Annotated in this window: 16 protein-coding genes and 2 pseudogenes; 16 read left to right on the forward strand and 2 right to left on the reverse strand. The window is 61.8% G+C overall.

What is annotated here, in order from left to right:
* The first annotated feature begins 18 nt into the window (after nt 1-18).
* Together B5E41_RS14275 and B5E41_RS14280 are read left to right on the forward strand one after the other, a co-directional pair.
* Nucleotides 19-786, forward strand: a complete 768-nt coding sequence (locus B5E41_RS14275; RefSeq protein WP_088394558.1) for a 5-oxoprolinase subunit PxpA — start codon at nt 19-21, stop codon at nt 784-786.
* 61 nt (nt 787-847) lie between these two features.
* A complete protein-coding gene (locus B5E41_RS14280) occupies nt 848-2,050 on the forward strand; it encodes a pyridoxal phosphate-dependent aminotransferase (RefSeq protein WP_088394560.1) in 1,203 nt (400 codons plus the stop codon).
* Between the two features lie 10 nt (nt 2,051-2,060).
* Here the strand turns inward: B5E41_RS14280 and nac are convergent, their stop codons facing one another.
* Nucleotides 2,061-2,966: a nitrogen assimilation transcriptional regulator NAC gene (nac, locus tag B5E41_RS14285; RefSeq protein WP_088394562.1), complete on the reverse strand. Its 906-nt coding sequence runs from the start codon at nt 2,964-2,966 to the stop codon at nt 2,061-2,063.
* Between the two features lie 256 nt (nt 2,967-3,222).
* On the opposite strand from nac, the gene B5E41_RS14290 reads away from it, so the two are divergent.
* The 6 genes and pseudogenes from B5E41_RS14290 (at nt 3,223) to B5E41_RS14315 (ending at nt 7,421) form a co-directional block, all read left to right on the forward strand.
* Nucleotides 3,223-3,996: an SDR family oxidoreductase gene (locus tag B5E41_RS14290; RefSeq protein ID WP_088394564.1), complete on the forward strand. Its 774-nt coding sequence runs from the start codon at nt 3,223-3,225 to the stop codon at nt 3,994-3,996.
* The gene (locus B5E41_RS14295) at nt 3,993-4,700 is read left to right on the forward strand and encodes an amino acid ABC transporter permease (protein ID WP_088394566.1); all 708 of its coding nucleotides are present in this window, start codon (nt 3,993-3,995) and stop codon (nt 4,698-4,700) included. The genes B5E41_RS14290 and B5E41_RS14295 overlap by 4 nt, the downstream gene beginning before the upstream one ends.
* Nucleotides 4,697-5,119, forward strand: a pseudogene (locus tag B5E41_RS14300) (ABC transporter permease subunit); the annotation flags it as partial. The gene B5E41_RS14295 and the pseudogene B5E41_RS14300, both read left to right, overlap by 4 nt.
* Nucleotides 5,119-5,790: pseudogene (locus B5E41_RS14305) on the forward strand (amino acid ABC transporter ATP-binding protein); the annotation flags it as partial. The pseudogenes B5E41_RS14300 and B5E41_RS14305, both read left to right, overlap by 1 nt.
* A 31-nt stretch (nt 5,791-5,821) precedes the next feature.
* Nucleotides 5,822-6,658: an ABC transporter substrate-binding protein gene (locus tag B5E41_RS14310; RefSeq protein WP_064819702.1), complete on the forward strand. Its 837-nt coding sequence runs from the start codon at nt 5,822-5,824 to the stop codon at nt 6,656-6,658.
* 88 nt (nt 6,659-6,746) lie between these two features.
* A complete protein-coding gene (locus tag B5E41_RS14315) occupies nt 6,747-7,421 on the forward strand; it encodes a 4-carboxy-4-hydroxy-2-oxoadipate aldolase/oxaloacetate decarboxylase (protein WP_088394568.1) in 675 nt (224 codons plus the stop codon).
* 46 nt (nt 7,422-7,467) lie between these two features.
* On the opposite strand, the gene B5E41_RS14320 is transcribed toward B5E41_RS14315, so the two are convergent.
* Nucleotides 7,468-8,502, reverse strand: a complete 1,035-nt coding sequence (locus B5E41_RS14320; protein ID WP_088394570.1) for a LacI family DNA-binding transcriptional regulator — start codon at nt 8,500-8,502, stop codon at nt 7,468-7,470.
* A gap of 159 nt (nt 8,503-8,661) precedes the next feature.
* Between B5E41_RS14320 and B5E41_RS14325 the strand changes: the two genes are divergently transcribed.
* The 8 genes from B5E41_RS14325 to B5E41_RS14360 all read left to right on the forward strand — a co-directional run bounded on the left by B5E41_RS14325 (nt 8,662) and on the right by B5E41_RS14360 (nt 16,880).
* A complete protein-coding gene (locus B5E41_RS14325; protein WP_176439395.1) occupies nt 8,662-9,636 on the forward strand; it encodes a sugar ABC transporter substrate-binding protein in 975 nt (324 codons plus the stop codon).
* Nucleotides 9,637-9,737: 101 nt separating this feature from the next.
* Complete coding sequence (locus tag B5E41_RS14330; RefSeq protein ID WP_088394572.1) at nt 9,738-10,784, forward strand: ABC transporter permease; 1,047 nt, start codon at nt 9,738-9,740, stop codon at nt 10,782-10,784.
* A gap of 10 nt (nt 10,785-10,794) precedes the next feature.
* Nucleotides 10,795-11,793 carry an ABC transporter permease gene (locus B5E41_RS14335; protein WP_088394574.1) on the forward strand — a complete coding sequence of 333 codons (999 nt, stop codon included), beginning with the start codon at nt 10,795-10,797 and terminating at the stop codon, nt 11,791-11,793.
* An 8-nt stretch (nt 11,794-11,801) separates the two neighbouring features.
* Nucleotides 11,802-12,623 (forward strand): ATP-binding cassette domain-containing protein, encoded by an 822-nt coding sequence (locus B5E41_RS14340; protein WP_088394756.1) that lies wholly within the window; start codon nt 11,802-11,804, stop codon nt 12,621-12,623.
* 106 nt (nt 12,624-12,729) lie between these two features.
* Nucleotides 12,730-13,635, forward strand: a complete 906-nt coding sequence (locus tag B5E41_RS14345; protein WP_088394576.1) for a sugar phosphate isomerase/epimerase family protein — start codon at nt 12,730-12,732, stop codon at nt 13,633-13,635.
* On the forward strand, nt 13,632-14,657 hold the full coding sequence (locus B5E41_RS14350) for a Gfo/Idh/MocA family oxidoreductase (protein ID WP_088394578.1): 1,026 nt from the start codon (nt 13,632-13,634) through the stop codon (nt 14,655-14,657). The genes B5E41_RS14345 and B5E41_RS14350 overlap by 4 nt, the downstream gene beginning before the upstream one ends.
* Before the next feature lie 31 nt (nt 14,658-14,688).
* Complete coding sequence (locus B5E41_RS14355; protein ID WP_088394580.1) at nt 14,689-15,861, forward strand: Gfo/Idh/MocA family protein; 1,173 nt, start codon at nt 14,689-14,691, stop codon at nt 15,859-15,861.
* A gap of 77 nt (nt 15,862-15,938) precedes the next feature.
* Complete coding sequence (locus B5E41_RS14360; protein ID WP_088394582.1) at nt 15,939-16,880, forward strand: sugar phosphate isomerase/epimerase family protein; 942 nt, start codon at nt 15,939-15,941, stop codon at nt 16,878-16,880.
* The last annotated feature ends 4 nt before the right edge of the window (nt 16,881-16,884 follow it).

Here is a 16,884-nt window from a genome sequence, read left to right on the forward strand (position 1 = left end):
CCTCACAAGGAGGAACTTATGAAGATCGATCTGAATTCCGATATGGGCGAAGGATTTGGTCCCTATCGGCTGTGCGACGACGAAGCGATGATGAAAATCGTCTCCTCGGCCAACATCGCCTGCGGTTTCCACGGCGGCGATCCCGATACGATGGGGCGCATGGTCCGGCTCGCAAAGCTGAACGGCGTCGGTATCGGCGCTCATCCCGGTCTGCCCGACCGGCTCGGCTTCGGCCGGCGCGAAATACCGTTTTCGGCAGACGAGCTTCGCCAGCAGATGCTCTACCAGCTCGGCGCCCTAATGGCGATCGCCAGGAGCGAACGGGTCGCCGTCTCCCATATCAGCTTCCATGCGGCGATGGGCAATATGGTCAACCGCGATCCCGTCCTCTCCGACCTGATGATGGATGCGATCGCTACCGTGGACCCCGGTCTCGTGGTCTTCGTCACGTCGGGCAGCGAGATCGAATTGGCGGCCAGACGCGCGCGCCTGAAGACGCTGGCGCTTTTCCTCGCGGACCGTGCCTATGATGCCGACGGCAAACTCGTCGCGCGTGGGCTCCCGGGCGCTGTCATCAAGGACGAAGCCTCGGTGCGCGCGCGGGTGCGGCAATTCCTGCTCGACGGGACCGTCCGGACGATCGACGGCGCCGTAATCGCCATGCCGGCGCGCTCCATTCTCGTTCACAGCGACACACCCGGTGCCCTCGAACTGGCAGGCATCGTGCGCGGCGAGATCGAAGCCACCGGCGCGGCACTCGCTCCCGCCGCCGAACTCGCCGAATGACACAATCCCGATCGCCCGCGGGCGGTCCATAAGTCCAATCCCTCACCGAAGGACCATTCCGATGTCCATCAAAGCCAACCGCCTGAAAAACGTCTCCATATCAGCATCCGCCGCCATGACCCAACGGGCCAGGGAGCTCGCCGCCAAGGGGATCCAGGTCGTCAGCCTCTCCTCCGGCGAGCCGGATTTCCCCACGCCGGCGCACGCCATCGAAGCGGCGCATGCGGCGGCTCTCGCGGGTGACACGAAATATCCGCCGATGGACGGCACGCCGGCCCTCAAGGCCGCGATCATCAGGAAGTTCAAGCGCGACAATAATCTCGACTATGACGCCAGCCAGATCGTCGTCTCGGGCGGCGGCAAGCAGGTGATCTTCAATGCGATGCTCGCAACCTGCAATCCGGGCGACGAGGTCGTCATTCCGACACCCTCCTGGGTCAGCTATGCCGATATCGTCAAATTCGCCGGCGGCGTCCCGGTCGCCGTCCCCTGCCACGAACAGACCGGCTTCAAGCTGCGCCCGGAGGATCTGGAGGCGGCGATCACACCACGCACCAAATGGCTCTTCCTGAATTTCCCGAACAATCCGACCGGCGCGGCCTGCTCCCGGACCGAGATGGCCGCCATTGCCGAGGTCATGCTGCGCCATCCCCACGTCTGGATCATGACCGACGACATTTACGAGCACCTGGTCTATGACGACTTCCAGTTCTGCACCATGGCGGAAGTCGAACCGAGGCTCTATGAGCGCGTCCTGACGATGAACGGCGTCTCCAAGGCTTACGCGATGACGGGCTGGCGGCTCGGTTTCTGCGCCGGCTCGAAAGAGTTGATGGCGGCTATCAGCAACGTCAACGGTCAGAACGGCGGCGGCATCGCGACACTCACCCAGGCGGCCGCGACCGCGGCGCTCGACGGACCTCAGGATCTCCTGAAGGAGCGGGCGGCGATCTACAAGAAGAGACGCGACTTTGTCCTCGATAAATTGTCGGAGGTGGAAGGGCTGCGCTGCCACAGGCCCGAAGGCGCCTTCTACATCTATCCCAACATTTCAGGGCTGATCGGCAAGACCAGCAAGGGCGGACGAAAGATCGAAACGGATGTCGATTTCGTTATGGCGCTCGTCGAGGAGCATCATGTTGCGACCGTGCAAGGCGCGGCTTACGGAATGAGCCCCTTCTTCCGCATTTCCTACGCCACCAGCATGGAGAAAATCGGCGAGGGCTGCGCCCGCATCGCCGAGTTCTGTAAGGATATGCGCTGACCGGCAGCCGTTAATCCTTAAGCCGCGCCGTCAGCTCGAGGAGGATGTTCCGGACGGCAAGCGCCGGCTCCGACAGGGGATTCTGGTCGGAAACGCAAAGCGACAGGGTTTCCTCGATCCGCGGAGAGACGAGCCGGCAGATCAACGGTTCGCTCGATTCCGATACGATACGATCGGCGATGGCCTTCGGCATAATGGTCGCGCCGAGACCGTCGCCGACCGCGCGCCCCAGGGTGCGGACGATCTCGATTTCCGCCACGACCTTCAAATTGGAGCGGGTGCGCGTGAAGGCGGTATCGACTGCGCGGCGAACAAAATTATAGGCCGGCGGCAGCAGCATCGGTATCCCGTCGAGAGCGTTGACGGCGACAGGATTGGCATCCGCGTCGATCGCAAAATCGCGATGCGCGACCAGGAAAAATTCCTCGCTGAGGATCGGTTCGAACCGCACGCCTTTGATTGGCCCGGTTCCATGCAGAAGGGCCATCTCCAGCCGGCCGTTCATGATCATCTGGCTATAGGTCTGACCCACGCTTTCGGTCAGATGCAACAGGATGCCGGGATGCCGCTTCCGGGTCTCCGCCAGCAGATCGACCGACAAGGTGGCAGCGCTGCTGAAAGGGACCAGACCGACGGACACGCGCCCTGCAAGGGAATTGCCGGCCGCCGAAGCATCCGCTTGCGCCTGCTCCATCTGCCGAAGAATAATCTGCGCGTGGCGATACACCGCATGGCCCGCATCGGTCATGCTGACGCCTTGCTGGCTGCGGATCAAAAGCTTCTGGCCGAAATGCTCCTCCAGCGCCGCCAGCTGCTGACTGAGCGCCGGCTGGGCGATATGCAAAAGGTCCGCCGCGCGCGTGATGCTGCCGCTGTCGACGATCACGATGAAGGATTTGAGGCGTCTGATGTCCATGAGGATCGTGGAACCGTTCTGATCTGCTGGGATGGCATGTTTGCAGACGCGTATAGCTTTTGCAACGCGCCGCGATCGTCAACCGGCCGGGCCCTGCTGAGGCACCAACGCCGCCAATAGCGCCGACATCGCATCTTTCTCTTCTTCGGCAGCCGCGCAAGGCTCCATAACCGTTGCTTATCGCTCCAGAGATAATCGGTCTTAGGCAAGGAGTTAAAGCTTCGCTACTCTCTCGATCAACAACAAGGGAACGACAATGCCATTCTCCGACTACAAGACCGCACTGGTAACCGGCGCATCCTCCGGAATCGGCGCAGCCGTTGTCGAGCGGCTCCGCCGGGAGAACATCGAGGTCCATGCCGTTGCCCGTAGCACTGAGGCGCTGCAGCAGCTGGCCACGCGGACCGGCTGCATCCCTCATGCCATCGATGTGACCGACCGAAAGGCAATGGCCGAGCTCGCCGATCGGGTGGAATTCGACATTCTCGTCAACAATGCCGGCGTCGACCGGCCGAAGAAATTCCTCGAAGCCGACGAAGGCGATATCGATCTCATCGTCGACGTCAATCTGCGGGCAGTGCTGCATGTCTGCCGCCTGGTGGTGCCGGGCATGGTGGCGCGCGATCGCGGCCACATTATCAATATTTCCTCGATCGCCGGCGCCTACAATTTCGGCGGCAACTCATCCTATCACGCCACCAAGGCAGGCGTGAGCATGCTGTCCAACCAGCTGCGCATCGACGCTTTCGGCAAGCGGGTGCGGGTCACGGAAATCTGCCCCGGCCGGGTCGCCACGGATATTTTCAACCACGTCCACGGCAATGATCCCAGCATCCGGGAGCGGTTCATCGACGGTTTCGAACTGCCGCAGGCCACCGATATCGCCGACGCGATCGCCTTCGCCATATCAGCTCCGGTCGCCGTCAATATCGGGCATATGGAGATCACGCCGACGCTGCAGGTCATGGGCGGCCTGCAGACCGCAAGGCCGCAGCCGAAGACGGATCCATCCGGGGAGCCAAGTCCGTGAGCGGTTTCGACCTTTCGGCAATCCTCGGAAATCCCGAATATTCCGCCATGCTGCTGCATGGCATCGAGATGACCTTCATCATCTATGCCGGGTCCTGGTCGCTGGCGATGGCGCTGGCATTGCTGCTGCTGGGTCTGCGCCTGTCGCCCTTTCGCTTCGGGGATCCGTTGGTCGCCGCTTACGTTTCCTATCACCGCAACGTCCCGACGCTGGTGCAGCTCATGCTCTGGTATTTCGGGATCTTCACGCTGATGCCGAGCAGCATCGCGAATTGGCTTGCAAGCCACAATGCGGAATCCATCTTCGCGGTGATCGGGCTGGGACTCTGCCAGGCGGCCTATTTCAGTGAAGATCTTCGTTCGGGCGTACGCTCGGTCGGTGACGGCCAGATGCAGGCAGCCCGTGCGCTGGGCCACGGCTACGTCTCGGCGATGCGTTTCGTCATTATGCCGCAAGGCGTGCGCAACGCTCTACCGCCGCTCATCAATCACAGCGTCTCCCTGTTCAAGAACAGCAGCCTCGCCGTCGTCATCGGCGCGTCGGAACTGACGCATGCCGTCAAGGAAATCGAGAACCTCAGTTTTCGCACCTTCGAGATCTACTTGATCGGCACGGTTCTCTACCTCTTCTTTTCGCTCGTGATCATGAGCATCGGCGCCTACCTGTCGATGCGCGCCGATCCTGCCCGGAGTGCACGCGCATGATCCAGGACATGATCGCCATCATCAAAGACTATTGGCTGCTGCTCTTGATCGGCCAATATCCGAACGGACCGCTCGGCGGGCTTGCCAACACGCTGATCCTCTCGGCGCTCAGCATCACTCTCGCCTTTCCGGCCAGCATTCTGTTTGCAATGGCGCGGCTCTCCAAGTCGCGGCTGCTGCGCTGGCCGGTCACCGCGCTCGTCTATTTCACCCGCGGCGTGCCGCTTCTGATGCTCATCCTGTGGAGCTATTTCCTGGTGCCGCTCTTGACCGGCGCCGATGTGCCGAGCTTCGTCACCATGCTGACCACGCTGGTCGTTTATCAGAGCGCGTTCCTCAGCGAGGTCGTCCGCGCCGGCATTGTCGCGCTCGGGCCCGGCCAGATGGATGCGGCGCGTGCGCTTGGCCACGGCTATATGATGCTGAGGTCGCGCGCGGCGAGGTGGTCGTCATCTGCGGTCCATCCGGTTCGGGAAAATCCACGCTGATCCGCACGATCAATCGCCTCGAGGAGATCAACAGCGGATCGATCACGCTCGACGGACAGAACATCCATGCGTCGATGCGGGCGAAGGAGCTCAACACAATGCGCAGCCGGATCGGCTTCGTCTTCCAGAACTTCAACCTCTTTCCGCATCTTTCCGTGGCTGAAAACGTCTCGATGTCGCCGATCCGGGTGAAGGGCGTGGCGCCCGATGTCGCGCACGAGAAGGCGCTCAAACTTCTCGACCGCGTCGGCCTCGCCGACAAGGCCCGAGCCTATCCCGGCCAACTCTCGGGCGGCCAGCAGCAGCGTGTGGCGATCGCCCGTGCCCTTGCGATGGAGCCCCCGGTGATGTTGTTCGACGAGCCGACGAGCGCGCTCGACCCTGAAATGGTCGGCGAAGTTCTGGCCGTGATGAAGAGCCTGGCATCGGAAGGCATGACCATGCTTTGCGTCACCCATGAAATGGGCTTCGCGCGCGAGGTCGCGGATCGGATCTGGTTCATCGATGCCGGCCAGATCATCGAAATGGCGGCGCCTGAAAATTTCTTCAGCAATCCGACCCATCCTCGGGCTCAGCGTTTCCTCGCTGATCTCAGGCATTGAGACCAACCATCAAAAACAAAGGAGAACAGCAATGAACTGGAAATACCTGAGCCTCACCGTCGCATTGGCCGGCCTGGCGGCGGCGATGCCCGCGAAAGCCGATCAGCTCGACAACATCATGTCGGCAAAGACTCTGCGCTGCGCGACTTTCGCCGATGTTCCTCCCTTCGCTTCGCCCGATCCGAAGACCCGCGAGATGGCCGGTTTCGACGTCGATCTCTGCGGCGCCATCGCCAAGGAATTGGGCGTCAAGGCCGAGATCAAGCCGGTTTCGGTCGAGGCCCGCGTGCCCGAGGTCAAGCTTGGCCGCGTCGACATCACCGTTGCCAACCTTGCCTATACGCTGAGCCGCGCCGAGCAGATCCAGTTCAGCGATCCCTATTACCTCGCCAAGGAAATGCTGATCGTGCCGGCGGACGATGCCGGCAAGACAAAGGCCGATTATGCGGGCCAGCGCATCGCCTCGACCAAGGGCTCGACATCAGAAATGTCGATCAAGCTCAACAAATCGGAACCGCTCACCTTCCAGGATACCGCCTCGGCCTATCTCGCCGTTCAGCAGGGCAAGGCGCGTGGCATGGTGGCCAACACCATGACGACAACCAAGTTCGTCAATGAATCGAAGAGCAAGGGCAAGGAAATGCGGATGATCGAGGAGCCGATGCTCTACCAGCCGATCGGCATCGGCATGGCCAAGGATCAGCCGGCGCTGACGGCCAAGATCAATGAGATCCTGCATAAGCTCGATGAGTCCGGCGAGATCAACAAGATCTGGGACAAGTGGCTCGGCCCGAGCACCGAATACAAGATGACCCGCACCGACAAGGTCGTGCCGCTCGCGCAACTGAAATTCGACCCGATCCCGTAGACCGACCGGTCTCGGAACCTCCCGATGACAATCAACCGAGATAAGACGGCGGGATATGCCCGCCGTCTACCAACGATGTGAGGCATCCATGATTCATATAAAAGACATCGCTGAACGGCCCAGCAAAGCCGACATCGAGGCCGTTTCCAAATTTTCGCCGGCGACCGTCCACGAAGCCCAGGGGCGCCGCGGCGCACTTTCCTCGCGGCTCAAGCCCGTGGACTACCGCATGAAGCTGTGCGGCCCGGCATTCACGGTCAAATGCGCGCCGCGCGACAACATCATGCTGCAGCTCGCCATCAACTATGCGAAGCCCGGTGACATCATCGTCGTCTCCGCCGGCGAATATGAAGAGGCCGGCTCCTTCGGCGACGTGCTTGCCAATGCCTGCCTTGCCAAGGGCATCGGCGGTCTCGTGACCGATACCGGCGTGCGCGACACACTGCAGCTGCGCGAACTCGGCTTCCCCGTCTTCTCGCTCAGCGTCTGCATCAAGGGCACGGTGAAGGAAACCATCGCTGCGGTGAACGATCCGATCATCGTCGGCGGCGAAACCATCAATCCCGGCGACATCGTCGTCGGCGATGCCGATGGCCTGGTGGTCGTGCGCAGACAGGAAGCGCAGGAAGCGGCCCGGCTGTCGCAGGCGCGCGAAGATGCCGAAGCCGGTTATATCGCCGCCTACAAGGCGGGCAAATCGGTCATCGAGGTCAGCAATCTGGCACCGGTGCTGAAAGCCAAGGGCCTTGTCGTCGACGTCTGAGACGATCGCCTCATTCCCAGCCCGCGCCGGCCTTCCGCTCGCGGGCTCAGATATTCTCAGGCGTCACGATTTCAAAGGTAATGGTCCGCTGAATCGTGCTGCCCGACGCGCCCTGCGTGATCGTTTCGATCATCGTCTCCACCAGAACCGTGGAAGTCTGTTCCAGCGGATGACAGAGGGCCGCGGTAATCATCCCTTCTGACAGGCCTTTTCGCGTCTCCGGGCCAATATCCCGGCAGACGAGGCGGATGCTTCGGCGCCGCTCCGCAGGCACCTCCCTCAGCGCCCGCAAGACGCCGGAAATGCCACCGCCGACGATCAGGATGCCGGTAAGGTCGTCCGTCGTCGCCAGCAATTCCTTGACCATCCGGTAGGCCTCGTTCGGCTCCTCGTGCGTGGGGCGGCTGTCCTCGATGGTCAGATGCGGCGCATGCTCGCGCATATAGGAGCGGAAACTCGCGTCGGAGACGTCCTGGCATTGGTAGCGGTGGTTGCCGATGAAGACGGCAATGCGGCCCGGCCCGTGGGTCATGTTGGAGATCAGCCATGCCGCCGTTCGCCCCATTTTCCAGTTGTCGGCCCCGACGTAAGCGGCCCGTTCCCGGGCGGATTGGTCCGTAATATAGGCGATGACAGGCTTGCCCTTCTCGTGCAGCTCGCGGATGGCCTGGGCGATGACTGGGTGATCGGCGGCGACCACGGCGACGGCGTCACAATTTGCCCCGAGTGCCTTGAGGCGGCCGGCGATATTCTCCGGCGTCAACAGATCGACGAAATCGACCACAGGGTCGACGACTTCGTCACGCCTGGCGCGGCAGGCCTCGACGATCTTCTTGCCGAACAACTGGTAGAGCTCGCGGCTGGATTGCTGCAGCAGAAAGCCAAGCCGGTATTTCGGCACCGACTTGCGCAATCGGTCCTCGATTGCGCCGGCGCCGTAAAAGCCGATCCGCTCCGCCGCCGCCTGAACGCGCTGCACCGTCGTGCCTTTGACGGAAGCGCTTCCGGCCAGAATTCGGTTGACGGTCGCAATGGAGACATCCGCCTCTTTGGCAAGATCGGTGATGGTCGGCCGCCGCATGATTATACCTTCCCAGCGTCATACGTTCATATCATTCTGAGTGATATGCTATGATACTTTATGCATGTTTAGTATGATTTCATATTTCGAGAGTTTCAAGCAGTGATATGTTTCTCTTCACGGTCACGCCAGGGAGGCGGGCCAAGGGAGGAGATAGAGATGATTAAATTGCGCCGCCTCGCGGCAACGGTGTCGGTTGCCGCCATCATGACCTGCGCTGCAACGGCCGTTATGGCCGCCAACATCTTCGTCGTGGGCGGCAAGCCGGACGATCCGTTCTGGTCGATCGTCAAGCGTGGCGCCGAGGATGCCGGTAAGGTCGTAGAAGCGCAGGGCGGCAAGGTCGTCTGGCTCGGGCCGCAAAACTACGACAATCTCGGCGTCGACGCGGCCGAGCTGATCCGCCAGGCCATCGACCAGGGCGCCGATGCGATCGTCGGCCCGGACTGGGTGCCGGAAGCCATGGATCCCGCCTTCAAAGCGGTCGTCGACAAGAAAATTCCGCTGGTTATCTATAATGCCGGCGGCATCGAAGCTGCCGATCGTCTCGGCGCGATGAATTATGTCGGCTCCAACGACTATCTGTCCGGCAAGGCAGCGGGCACCTACTTCGCCAAGCATGACCTGAAAAACGCCGTCTGCCTCAATACGCTGCCCGGTGCGGCAAACATCGAAGCCTTCTGCAAAGGTATGACCGATGGCGTGACCGAAGGCGGCGGCGTCGGCTCGTCGCTGCCGCTGCCGGCAACCTCGTTCGGTTCAGCGACCGCCGTGGCGCAGGCCCTGAAGGCGCATCTCCTGCAGCATCCGGAAATTAAGGCCGTCTTCGCGATCGGCAATGTCGACACCAACTCGGCGGTCAACGGTGTGACGCAGGCCGGCAAGCAGGGGCAGGTGAAGGTCTGCGGCATGAATATGGATGAGACCGTTCTGAACAACATCAAGAGCGGCAGCCAGCTTTGCGCGATCGACCAGCAGGGTTACCTACAGGGTTATCTCGCGGTCTCGATCCTGAACGGCAACGTCAACTACGGCCTCACCGTACCGACGCGTGAGATCCTGACCGGCCCGGGCGTGATCGACGCCTCCAACGTCGACGCCACCTTGGCAGGTGTGAAGGCCGGCGCCCGGTAAGGGATCGGCCGAACGTCGGAAGCTGCCTGTCCCTCACGCAGGCGGCTTCCATTCTTTCAAAAGCCCGGCCGATCGGTCGCGCGGCTTCATGGTGGTGTCAAATGAACGCGAGAAACGATGTCCTCGCCTCTTCGGTTCCTTCGAGCGGCCACGCCAAAGCGACCATCGGTCAGCTTTCCCGGCGCCCTGAAGCCGGTTCGTTACTAGGCTTGATTGCGGTGTTTGTCTTCTTCGCCTTGCTGGGCGGCAAGGTCTTCCTGTCCGCTGCAGGCTATGCAAGCTGGCTTAACGTCGCCGCGGAGATCGGCATCGTCGCGCTGCCGATCGGACTCCTGATGATTGCAGGTGAAATGGACCTCTCGATCGGCGCGGTCATTCCGGCATCATCCCTGACGGTGGCGATCATATCGGGCCATTACGGCCTTCCCGAGATCGTGGGAATTTCCGCCGGCCTGGGCGTCGGGCTGATCGTCGGGCTCTTCAATGGCTATCTGGTCAATCGCACCCGCGTGCCGTCTTTGATCATCACCATCGGCTCGATGTTCGGCGTCATGGGATTGACGCTGGGCTTCACCGTGCTCATTGCCGGCAGCACCGGCGTGTCGCTCGTGCCGAGCCCGAGCGTCAAGGCGATCCTCGGCGATTTCATCGGCGGCATGTTCCAGGTGACGATCTTCTGGTGGATGCTGTTCGTGGCCGCATTTTTCTGGCTGCTGCACATCTCGCCCGTCGGCAACTGGATCTTCGCTCTTGGTGGCGACAAGGTCTCGGCCCGTAACGCCGGCATTCCGACGCAAAGGTTGACCATCGCGCTTTACATGATGTCGGGCTTTTCCGCCGCCTTCGTCGGCGTGAGCCAGGTGCTTGTCTACCAAAGTGCGCAGGTGCTCGGCGGGCAATCCTTCATCTTCAATTCGATCATGTGCGTGGTCATCGGCGGCGTGCTTTTGACCGGAGGCGCGGGATCGGTGGTGGGCATCGTCTTCGGCACGCTCACCTTCGCGATCGTCAACCAGGGCATCTATTTCACCGGCATAGACCCGAATCTCGGCAGCGTCATCATCGGGGCGCTCCTGCTGCTCGCCGTGATGATGAATGACAAGTTCCGGCTGATGGCGATGTCCTACGCTGCGAAAAAGAAGAAGTGAGGGCAGGGAGATGAACGGCTTTTCCATAGGACACTTTGTACGCCGCCCGGAATTCGGCGCCCTGTTGAGCTTCATCGCGGTGATCGCTTTCTATGTCGCCTTCGGCGGGGTCAGCCTTGCCGCGCTCTTCGGCGCGGCAAGCTGGGTCAACTTTGCCGCCAATCTCGGTATCGTCGCCTTGCCGGTCGGCCTTCTGATGATATCAGGCGAGCTCGATATCTCGATCGGCGCGATGATCCCGGCGGGCTCGATGACGATTGCCATCCTCTCGGGATATTACGAGTTGCCGATCGTCGTCGGCATGCTTGGCGTGCTCGCCATCGGCGTTGCCGTCGGGCTGGTCAACGGTGTGTTGGCGGTGCGCACCAGCGTGCCCTCGCTGATCATCACACTCGGCACGCTGGTCGCGGTGCAGGGGCTCGTTCTTGCCGGATCCGTCATCCTGACCGGGGCCGCGTCGGTGCCCCTCAATGCCCCGGCCTGGGCCAAGACGCTCTTCGGCGACCTGATCCACGGCAAATTCCAGGTGATCATCCTGTGGTGGCTGGCGCTGACGGTGGTTTTTGGTTTCGTGCTGCATGCGACGCGCTACGGCAACTGGATCGTCGCCATGGGCGGAGACGAGGTCAGCGCGCGCAATGCAGGCATCCCGACCGACGGGCTCAGGATCGTCCTCTTCGTTCTCTCGAGCACGGCCGCCTCCTTCGTCGGAATGTGCGGCGCCATCCTTTTCAATTCCGCGCAGGTCTCGGGCGGCATGAACTATATCTTCAATACGATCGTCTCGATCGTGGTGGGCGGCGTGCTGCTCACAGGCGGCTTCGGTTCGGTCGCCGGGATCTTTCTCGGTACTTTAACCTTCGCCGTCGTCAGCCAGGGCATCTACTTCACCGACATCGACCGCAACTGGTCCAACCTGATCATCGGCGTGATGCTGATGGCCGCCGTTCTGATGAACAACACGTTCCGGCAGATGGCGCTGAGCTTCGCGCCGAAGAAAAACAAGTGAGCGTCACCATGTCCGACACTATTCCGATCCTTGAACTCCAGAATGTCGACAAGAGCTTCGGCCCGATCGACGTGCTGCACGATATCTCGCTCAAGGTCCGTGCGGGCGAGGTGCTCTGCCTGCTCGGCGACAACGGCGCTGGCAAATCGACGCTCATCAAGACGCTTGCCGGCGTTCACAAGCCGACTCGCGGCACCATCCTGATGGATGGCAACCCGGTCGAATTCAGCGGGCCGCGCGATGCGCAGGAAAAGGGCATCTCGGCGGTGCATCAATTCGGCGGAACATTTCCGCTGATGTCGATCGGCCGATCCTTCTTCGTCGGCGTCGAGCCGACCAAGGGCTGGGGGCCGTTCAAGGTCTATGACCGCAGGAAGGCCAATGAGATTGCCGTCAGGGCGGTGCAGGATTTCGGCATCACCCGGATCGACGATGGCGATCGTCTTGTCGGCGGGCTTTCTGGCGGCGAACGCCAGTCGCTTGCCATTGCCCGAGCCGTGCATTTCGGGGCGCGCGTGCTGATCCTTGACGAGCCGACGGCTGCTCTCGGCGTCAAGCAGGCGGCGCATGTGCTGCGGATCGTCAACGAGGCGAAGCGGCGGGACCTGGCGGTGATTTTCATCACCCATCAGGTCATGCATGCGATGGCGGTGGGCGATCACTTCGCCGTTCTCATCCGTGGGGCAATCGCTGCCGATTTCCGCAGGGGCGAAAAGACCCGCGAAGAGATCACCGACCTGATGGCGGGAGGGGAAACCATGGCGGATCTCGAAGCCCAGATCGATACTTACATTGCAAGTCATGAGAGCCATTCGCCGCCGGCCGGCTAACCGCTGACGGCACCACAAACACACAGAGCAAAACACGTAACGTCCGGCAGCGTCAGAAAAGACCGCCGCCGGAAAGGAAAATCATGTCTGGAATCCGGAGGTCAAAATGAAGATCGCAATCGACCCGTTCATGCATCGGCATCTCTCGCTTGAGGAGTTGCCGAAGAAGGTCAAGGAGCTCGGCTACGACTGGATCGAACTCTCCCCGCGCGGCGATTTCCTCGAATGGTTCAAAGCGCCGCGCGTCTTTCCCGAGCGGATCAAATCATTCAAGCGCGCGCTGAAGGAGGCCGATGTCGGTATCGCCTCGCTGCTGCCGATGTACCGCTGGGCCTCCAACGACGAGATCGAACGCAAGGCCGCCGTCAAGCACTGGAAGCGGGCGATCGAGATCGCCGTCGAGCTGGAAGTCGGCGTCATGAATTCCGAGTTCGGCCGCGGTCCGCATCCGGACAAGGGATCGTGCTACTGCTGCCACACGGGATCGATGATCGAGGCCTGCGAGGACGCCTGGTGGCGCTCGATGGAAGAGCTGGTGCCGATCTTCGAGCGCGAGGGCATCACACTCCATGTCGAGCCCCATCCCGAAGACTGGTGCGAGACGCTGCAGCCGGCGCTCGACATCATCCGCACGGTCAATTCGAAGAGCGTCAAATTCCTCTATTGCGCCCCGCACACCTTCTATTTCGGCGACGACACCAAGGCGATGTTGCGCGATGCAAGCGATGTGCTGGCGCATGTCCATGTCGGCGACACTTTCAACCACAAGGCTTCGTCGGGCCTCAGATATATCCTCAACCCGCCCGGCACCAACGCACGGGTGCACCAGCATCTCAATATCGGCCAGGGCGAAGTTCCCTGGGACGAGTTCTTCGGCACGCTCGCCGAGATCGGCTTCGACGGCATCATGACAGCCTGCGTCTTTGCCTGGGAAGACAAGGCAGACCACAGCGGCACCTTCATGCGCTCGGAAATGCAGCGTTACATCGACAAGTACTGGGGGGCGAAATGACCCTCCAGGTTGGTGTCATCGGTACGGGGATGATCGGTCGGGATCATATCCGCCGCCTGACGAATGTCGTTTCCGGTGTCGAAATCGTCGGCGTGACCGACATCGATCAGGCCCGCGCTGCCGCTGCCGCCCCCGCAGGGGCGGAGGTATTCGCCACCCCTTCAGCACTGATCTCTTCGGAAAAAGTCGAGGCTGTGATCATCTGCTCGTGGGGACCGGCGCATGAGGAGCAGTTGCTCGCCTGCATTGCCTCGGGCAAACCGGTTTTCTGCGAAAAACCTCTGGTGACATCCGAGTCGGCCGCGCTTCGCGTGATGGAGGCCGAAGTCGCCTGCGGCCGGCGGCTTATACAGGTGGGCTTCATGCGCCGCTTCGATTCCGATTATCGCCGATTGAAAGCGGTTATCGACGGAGGCAAACTCGGCGCCCCGCTGATGTTCCATTCCGTGCATCGCAATGCCTCGGTTCCCGAGGGGCTCTACACCTCCGAAATGCCGCTCAACGACACGCTGGTGCATGACGCCGATATTTCCCGCTGGCTCCTGTCGGATGAGGTCATTGGGGTAGAGGTGCGCGCGCCGCGCCGTTCCTCGCGCGGTGGCGCGTTGCGCGATCCGGTTTTCGTGCTCCTGCACATGGCCTCCGGCGCGCTCGTCGACGTCGAGATTTCGGTGAACATCGCCTATGGCTACGACATCCGCGGCGAGGTCAGCTGCGAGGCGGGTGTCGCCGCGCTTCCGAACCGCCCGGCGACTGTGATTTCGGATTCGAACGGTATTCGTCAGGCGATCCCCGAGGACTGGCGCGAGCGCTTCATCGATGCTTACGACCAGGAATTCCGCGAATGGATCGTTGCCGCCTCGAATGGCACGGCCTCCGGCCCTTCCACCTGGGACGGATATGCGGCGACGCTCGTGGCCGACGCCGCCCTACGGGCCGTGGTCAGCGGCGGCTTCGAACCAGTCAACATGATAGCGAAACCCAATCTCTACGGACGTCCGGCCGCCATGGCGGCGGAGTGATCCGGCAGGTTATTTCAGGAGCGATGATCGAATGATCAACGGAGAAGGATTGATCGAACGCCCCTTGCGCTGGGGAATGGTCGGCGGCGGCCGCACCGGGCAGGTCGGCTATAAACACAGAACCGGCGCCCAGCGGGACGGCACCTACCGGCTTGTCTGCGGAGCATTCGACCTCGACGCCGAGCGCGGGCGCGATTTCGGCACGAAGATCGGCGTCGCCCCCGACCGATGCTACGGCGACTACAAGGAGTTGATCGCCCGGGAGGCCGGGCGCGGGGACGGCGTCGAAGTTGTCTCGATCGCCACGCCGAACTTCACCCATTACGAGATCACCAAGGCGTGCCTGGAAGCCGGGCTGCATGTGATCTGCGAAAAGCCGCTGTTCTTCACCGTTGCCGAATGCGACGAGGTTGCCAGGCTCGCAGAAGAGAAGGGCCTGATCGTCGGCGTCACCTATGGGTTCACCGGCCATCCGCTGGTTCACCAGATGGCGGCGATGGTCAAGAAGGGCATGCTCGGCGATATCAGAATTGTCGACATGCAATATACCCATGGCTTCAATTCGGGCGACGACGTCGGCGCCGGTGAAGCGGTGAAATGGCGCACCAATCCGAAGATGGCCGGTCCGACCTTCGTTCTCGGCGACATCGGCACGCACCTCTATTACCTCTCCGAAGTGGTGCTGCCGCATCTGAAGATCGAAAAGCTACTCTGCGACCGCAAGGCCTTCATTCCAACCCGCGCACCGCTCGAAGACCATGCGACGGTTCTCATGCATTACGACAACGGCGCCCGCGGCCGCCTTTGGGTATCATCGGTCGACGCCGGCAATATGGGATCGCAGCGCTACCGTTTCGTCGGCTCCAGGGCCTCCGTCGAATGGTCCGACGCGCATCCCGATCAGCTGGTCTACGAAGTGCAGGGGGAGCCTAACCGCGTCCTGCACCACGGCATGCCCTACCTCGAAGGGGAAAGCCTGGCGGTCGATCGCATGGGCGCCTTGCACACCGAGGGTCTCGGCGACAGCTGGGCGAACGTCTACCTCTGGATCGCCCAGGCCATCGACGCAAAGCGCCGTGGCGACGAGACGTTCCTCGAGAGCCACCATTATCCGGGCATCGACGCCGGCACCGAAGGCGTGCGCTGGCTGGAGAACTGCGTCCGCTCAGCCGATGCAGGCTCCGCCTGGGTCGACTTCAAGTGATTTCACCCGGGGGCGCGGCGGCTCTCCTCAACCTCCACCCCGACGCGTCCCCACCCCTCTTTCAGAAAGACAATGAGATGAGACTTTCGATCTGCACCGATGTGATGGGCAACCTGTCCTTTACCGACATGCTCGACAAATGCGTCAAACTCGGCGTGGAAGGCATCGAGATGACCGGCGGCGGCTGGTCGCGCGCGCCGCATTTCCGCGCCGACGCGTTGCTAGCCGACAAGGGGCTCCTGAAAACCAGGCTCAAGGAAATCGAAGCTCGCGGCCTGGAGATTGCCGCACTGAATTGCTCGGCAAACCCGCTCGATCCGGGCGAGATGGGCAAGCGTCACCGCAATGAGATGGAGCAGACGATCCGTCTTGCCGGCGAAATCGGCGTCAAGACAATCGTGACGATGTCCGGCCTGCCGGAAGCCGCCCCCGGCGACACCGTGCCGAACTGGCTCGTCTATACCAAGAGCTGGCCCGAAGAGATGCCGGAGCGCGACCGCTACCAGTGGGAAGACCGCGCCTTCCCGCTCTGGCACGATCTGGTGAAGCTCGCAAGCGAAGTCGGGGTCGAGCGATATGCGCTCGAAAACTTCTCGGCGATGCTCGTCTGGAACCCGGAAACCCTGTTCCGCCTGCGCAACGAGGTCGGCCCGTCCGTCGGCATGAACCTCGATCCCAGCCATCTGTTCTGGAAGGGGGCCGATCCGATTGCTTCGGCCCGTGCGCTCGGAAACGCGATCCATCATTGCCACGGCAAGGATACGCGCATCGAGCGAGGCCTTGCCGACGTCAATGGCCTGCTCGAGCTCAAGGACGTCACCGACGTCGCCAACCGCAGCTGGAACTATGTCGCCGTCGGCGCCGGCCATGACCTGCAGTGGTGGAAGGAGTTCTTCTCGGTGGTGCGGATGGTCGGCTATAACGGCTGGGTCAGCCTCGAGATGGAAGACTTCACCATGTCGACCGACGCCGGCATCCAGTCCTCCATCGACGCGCTGCAAGCAACGATCAGCCGCTGACTGG

The organism is Rhizobium esperanzae (assembly GCF_002204185.1).
Taxonomy (GTDB): domain Bacteria; phylum Pseudomonadota; class Alphaproteobacteria; order Rhizobiales; family Rhizobiaceae; genus Rhizobium; species Rhizobium esperanzae.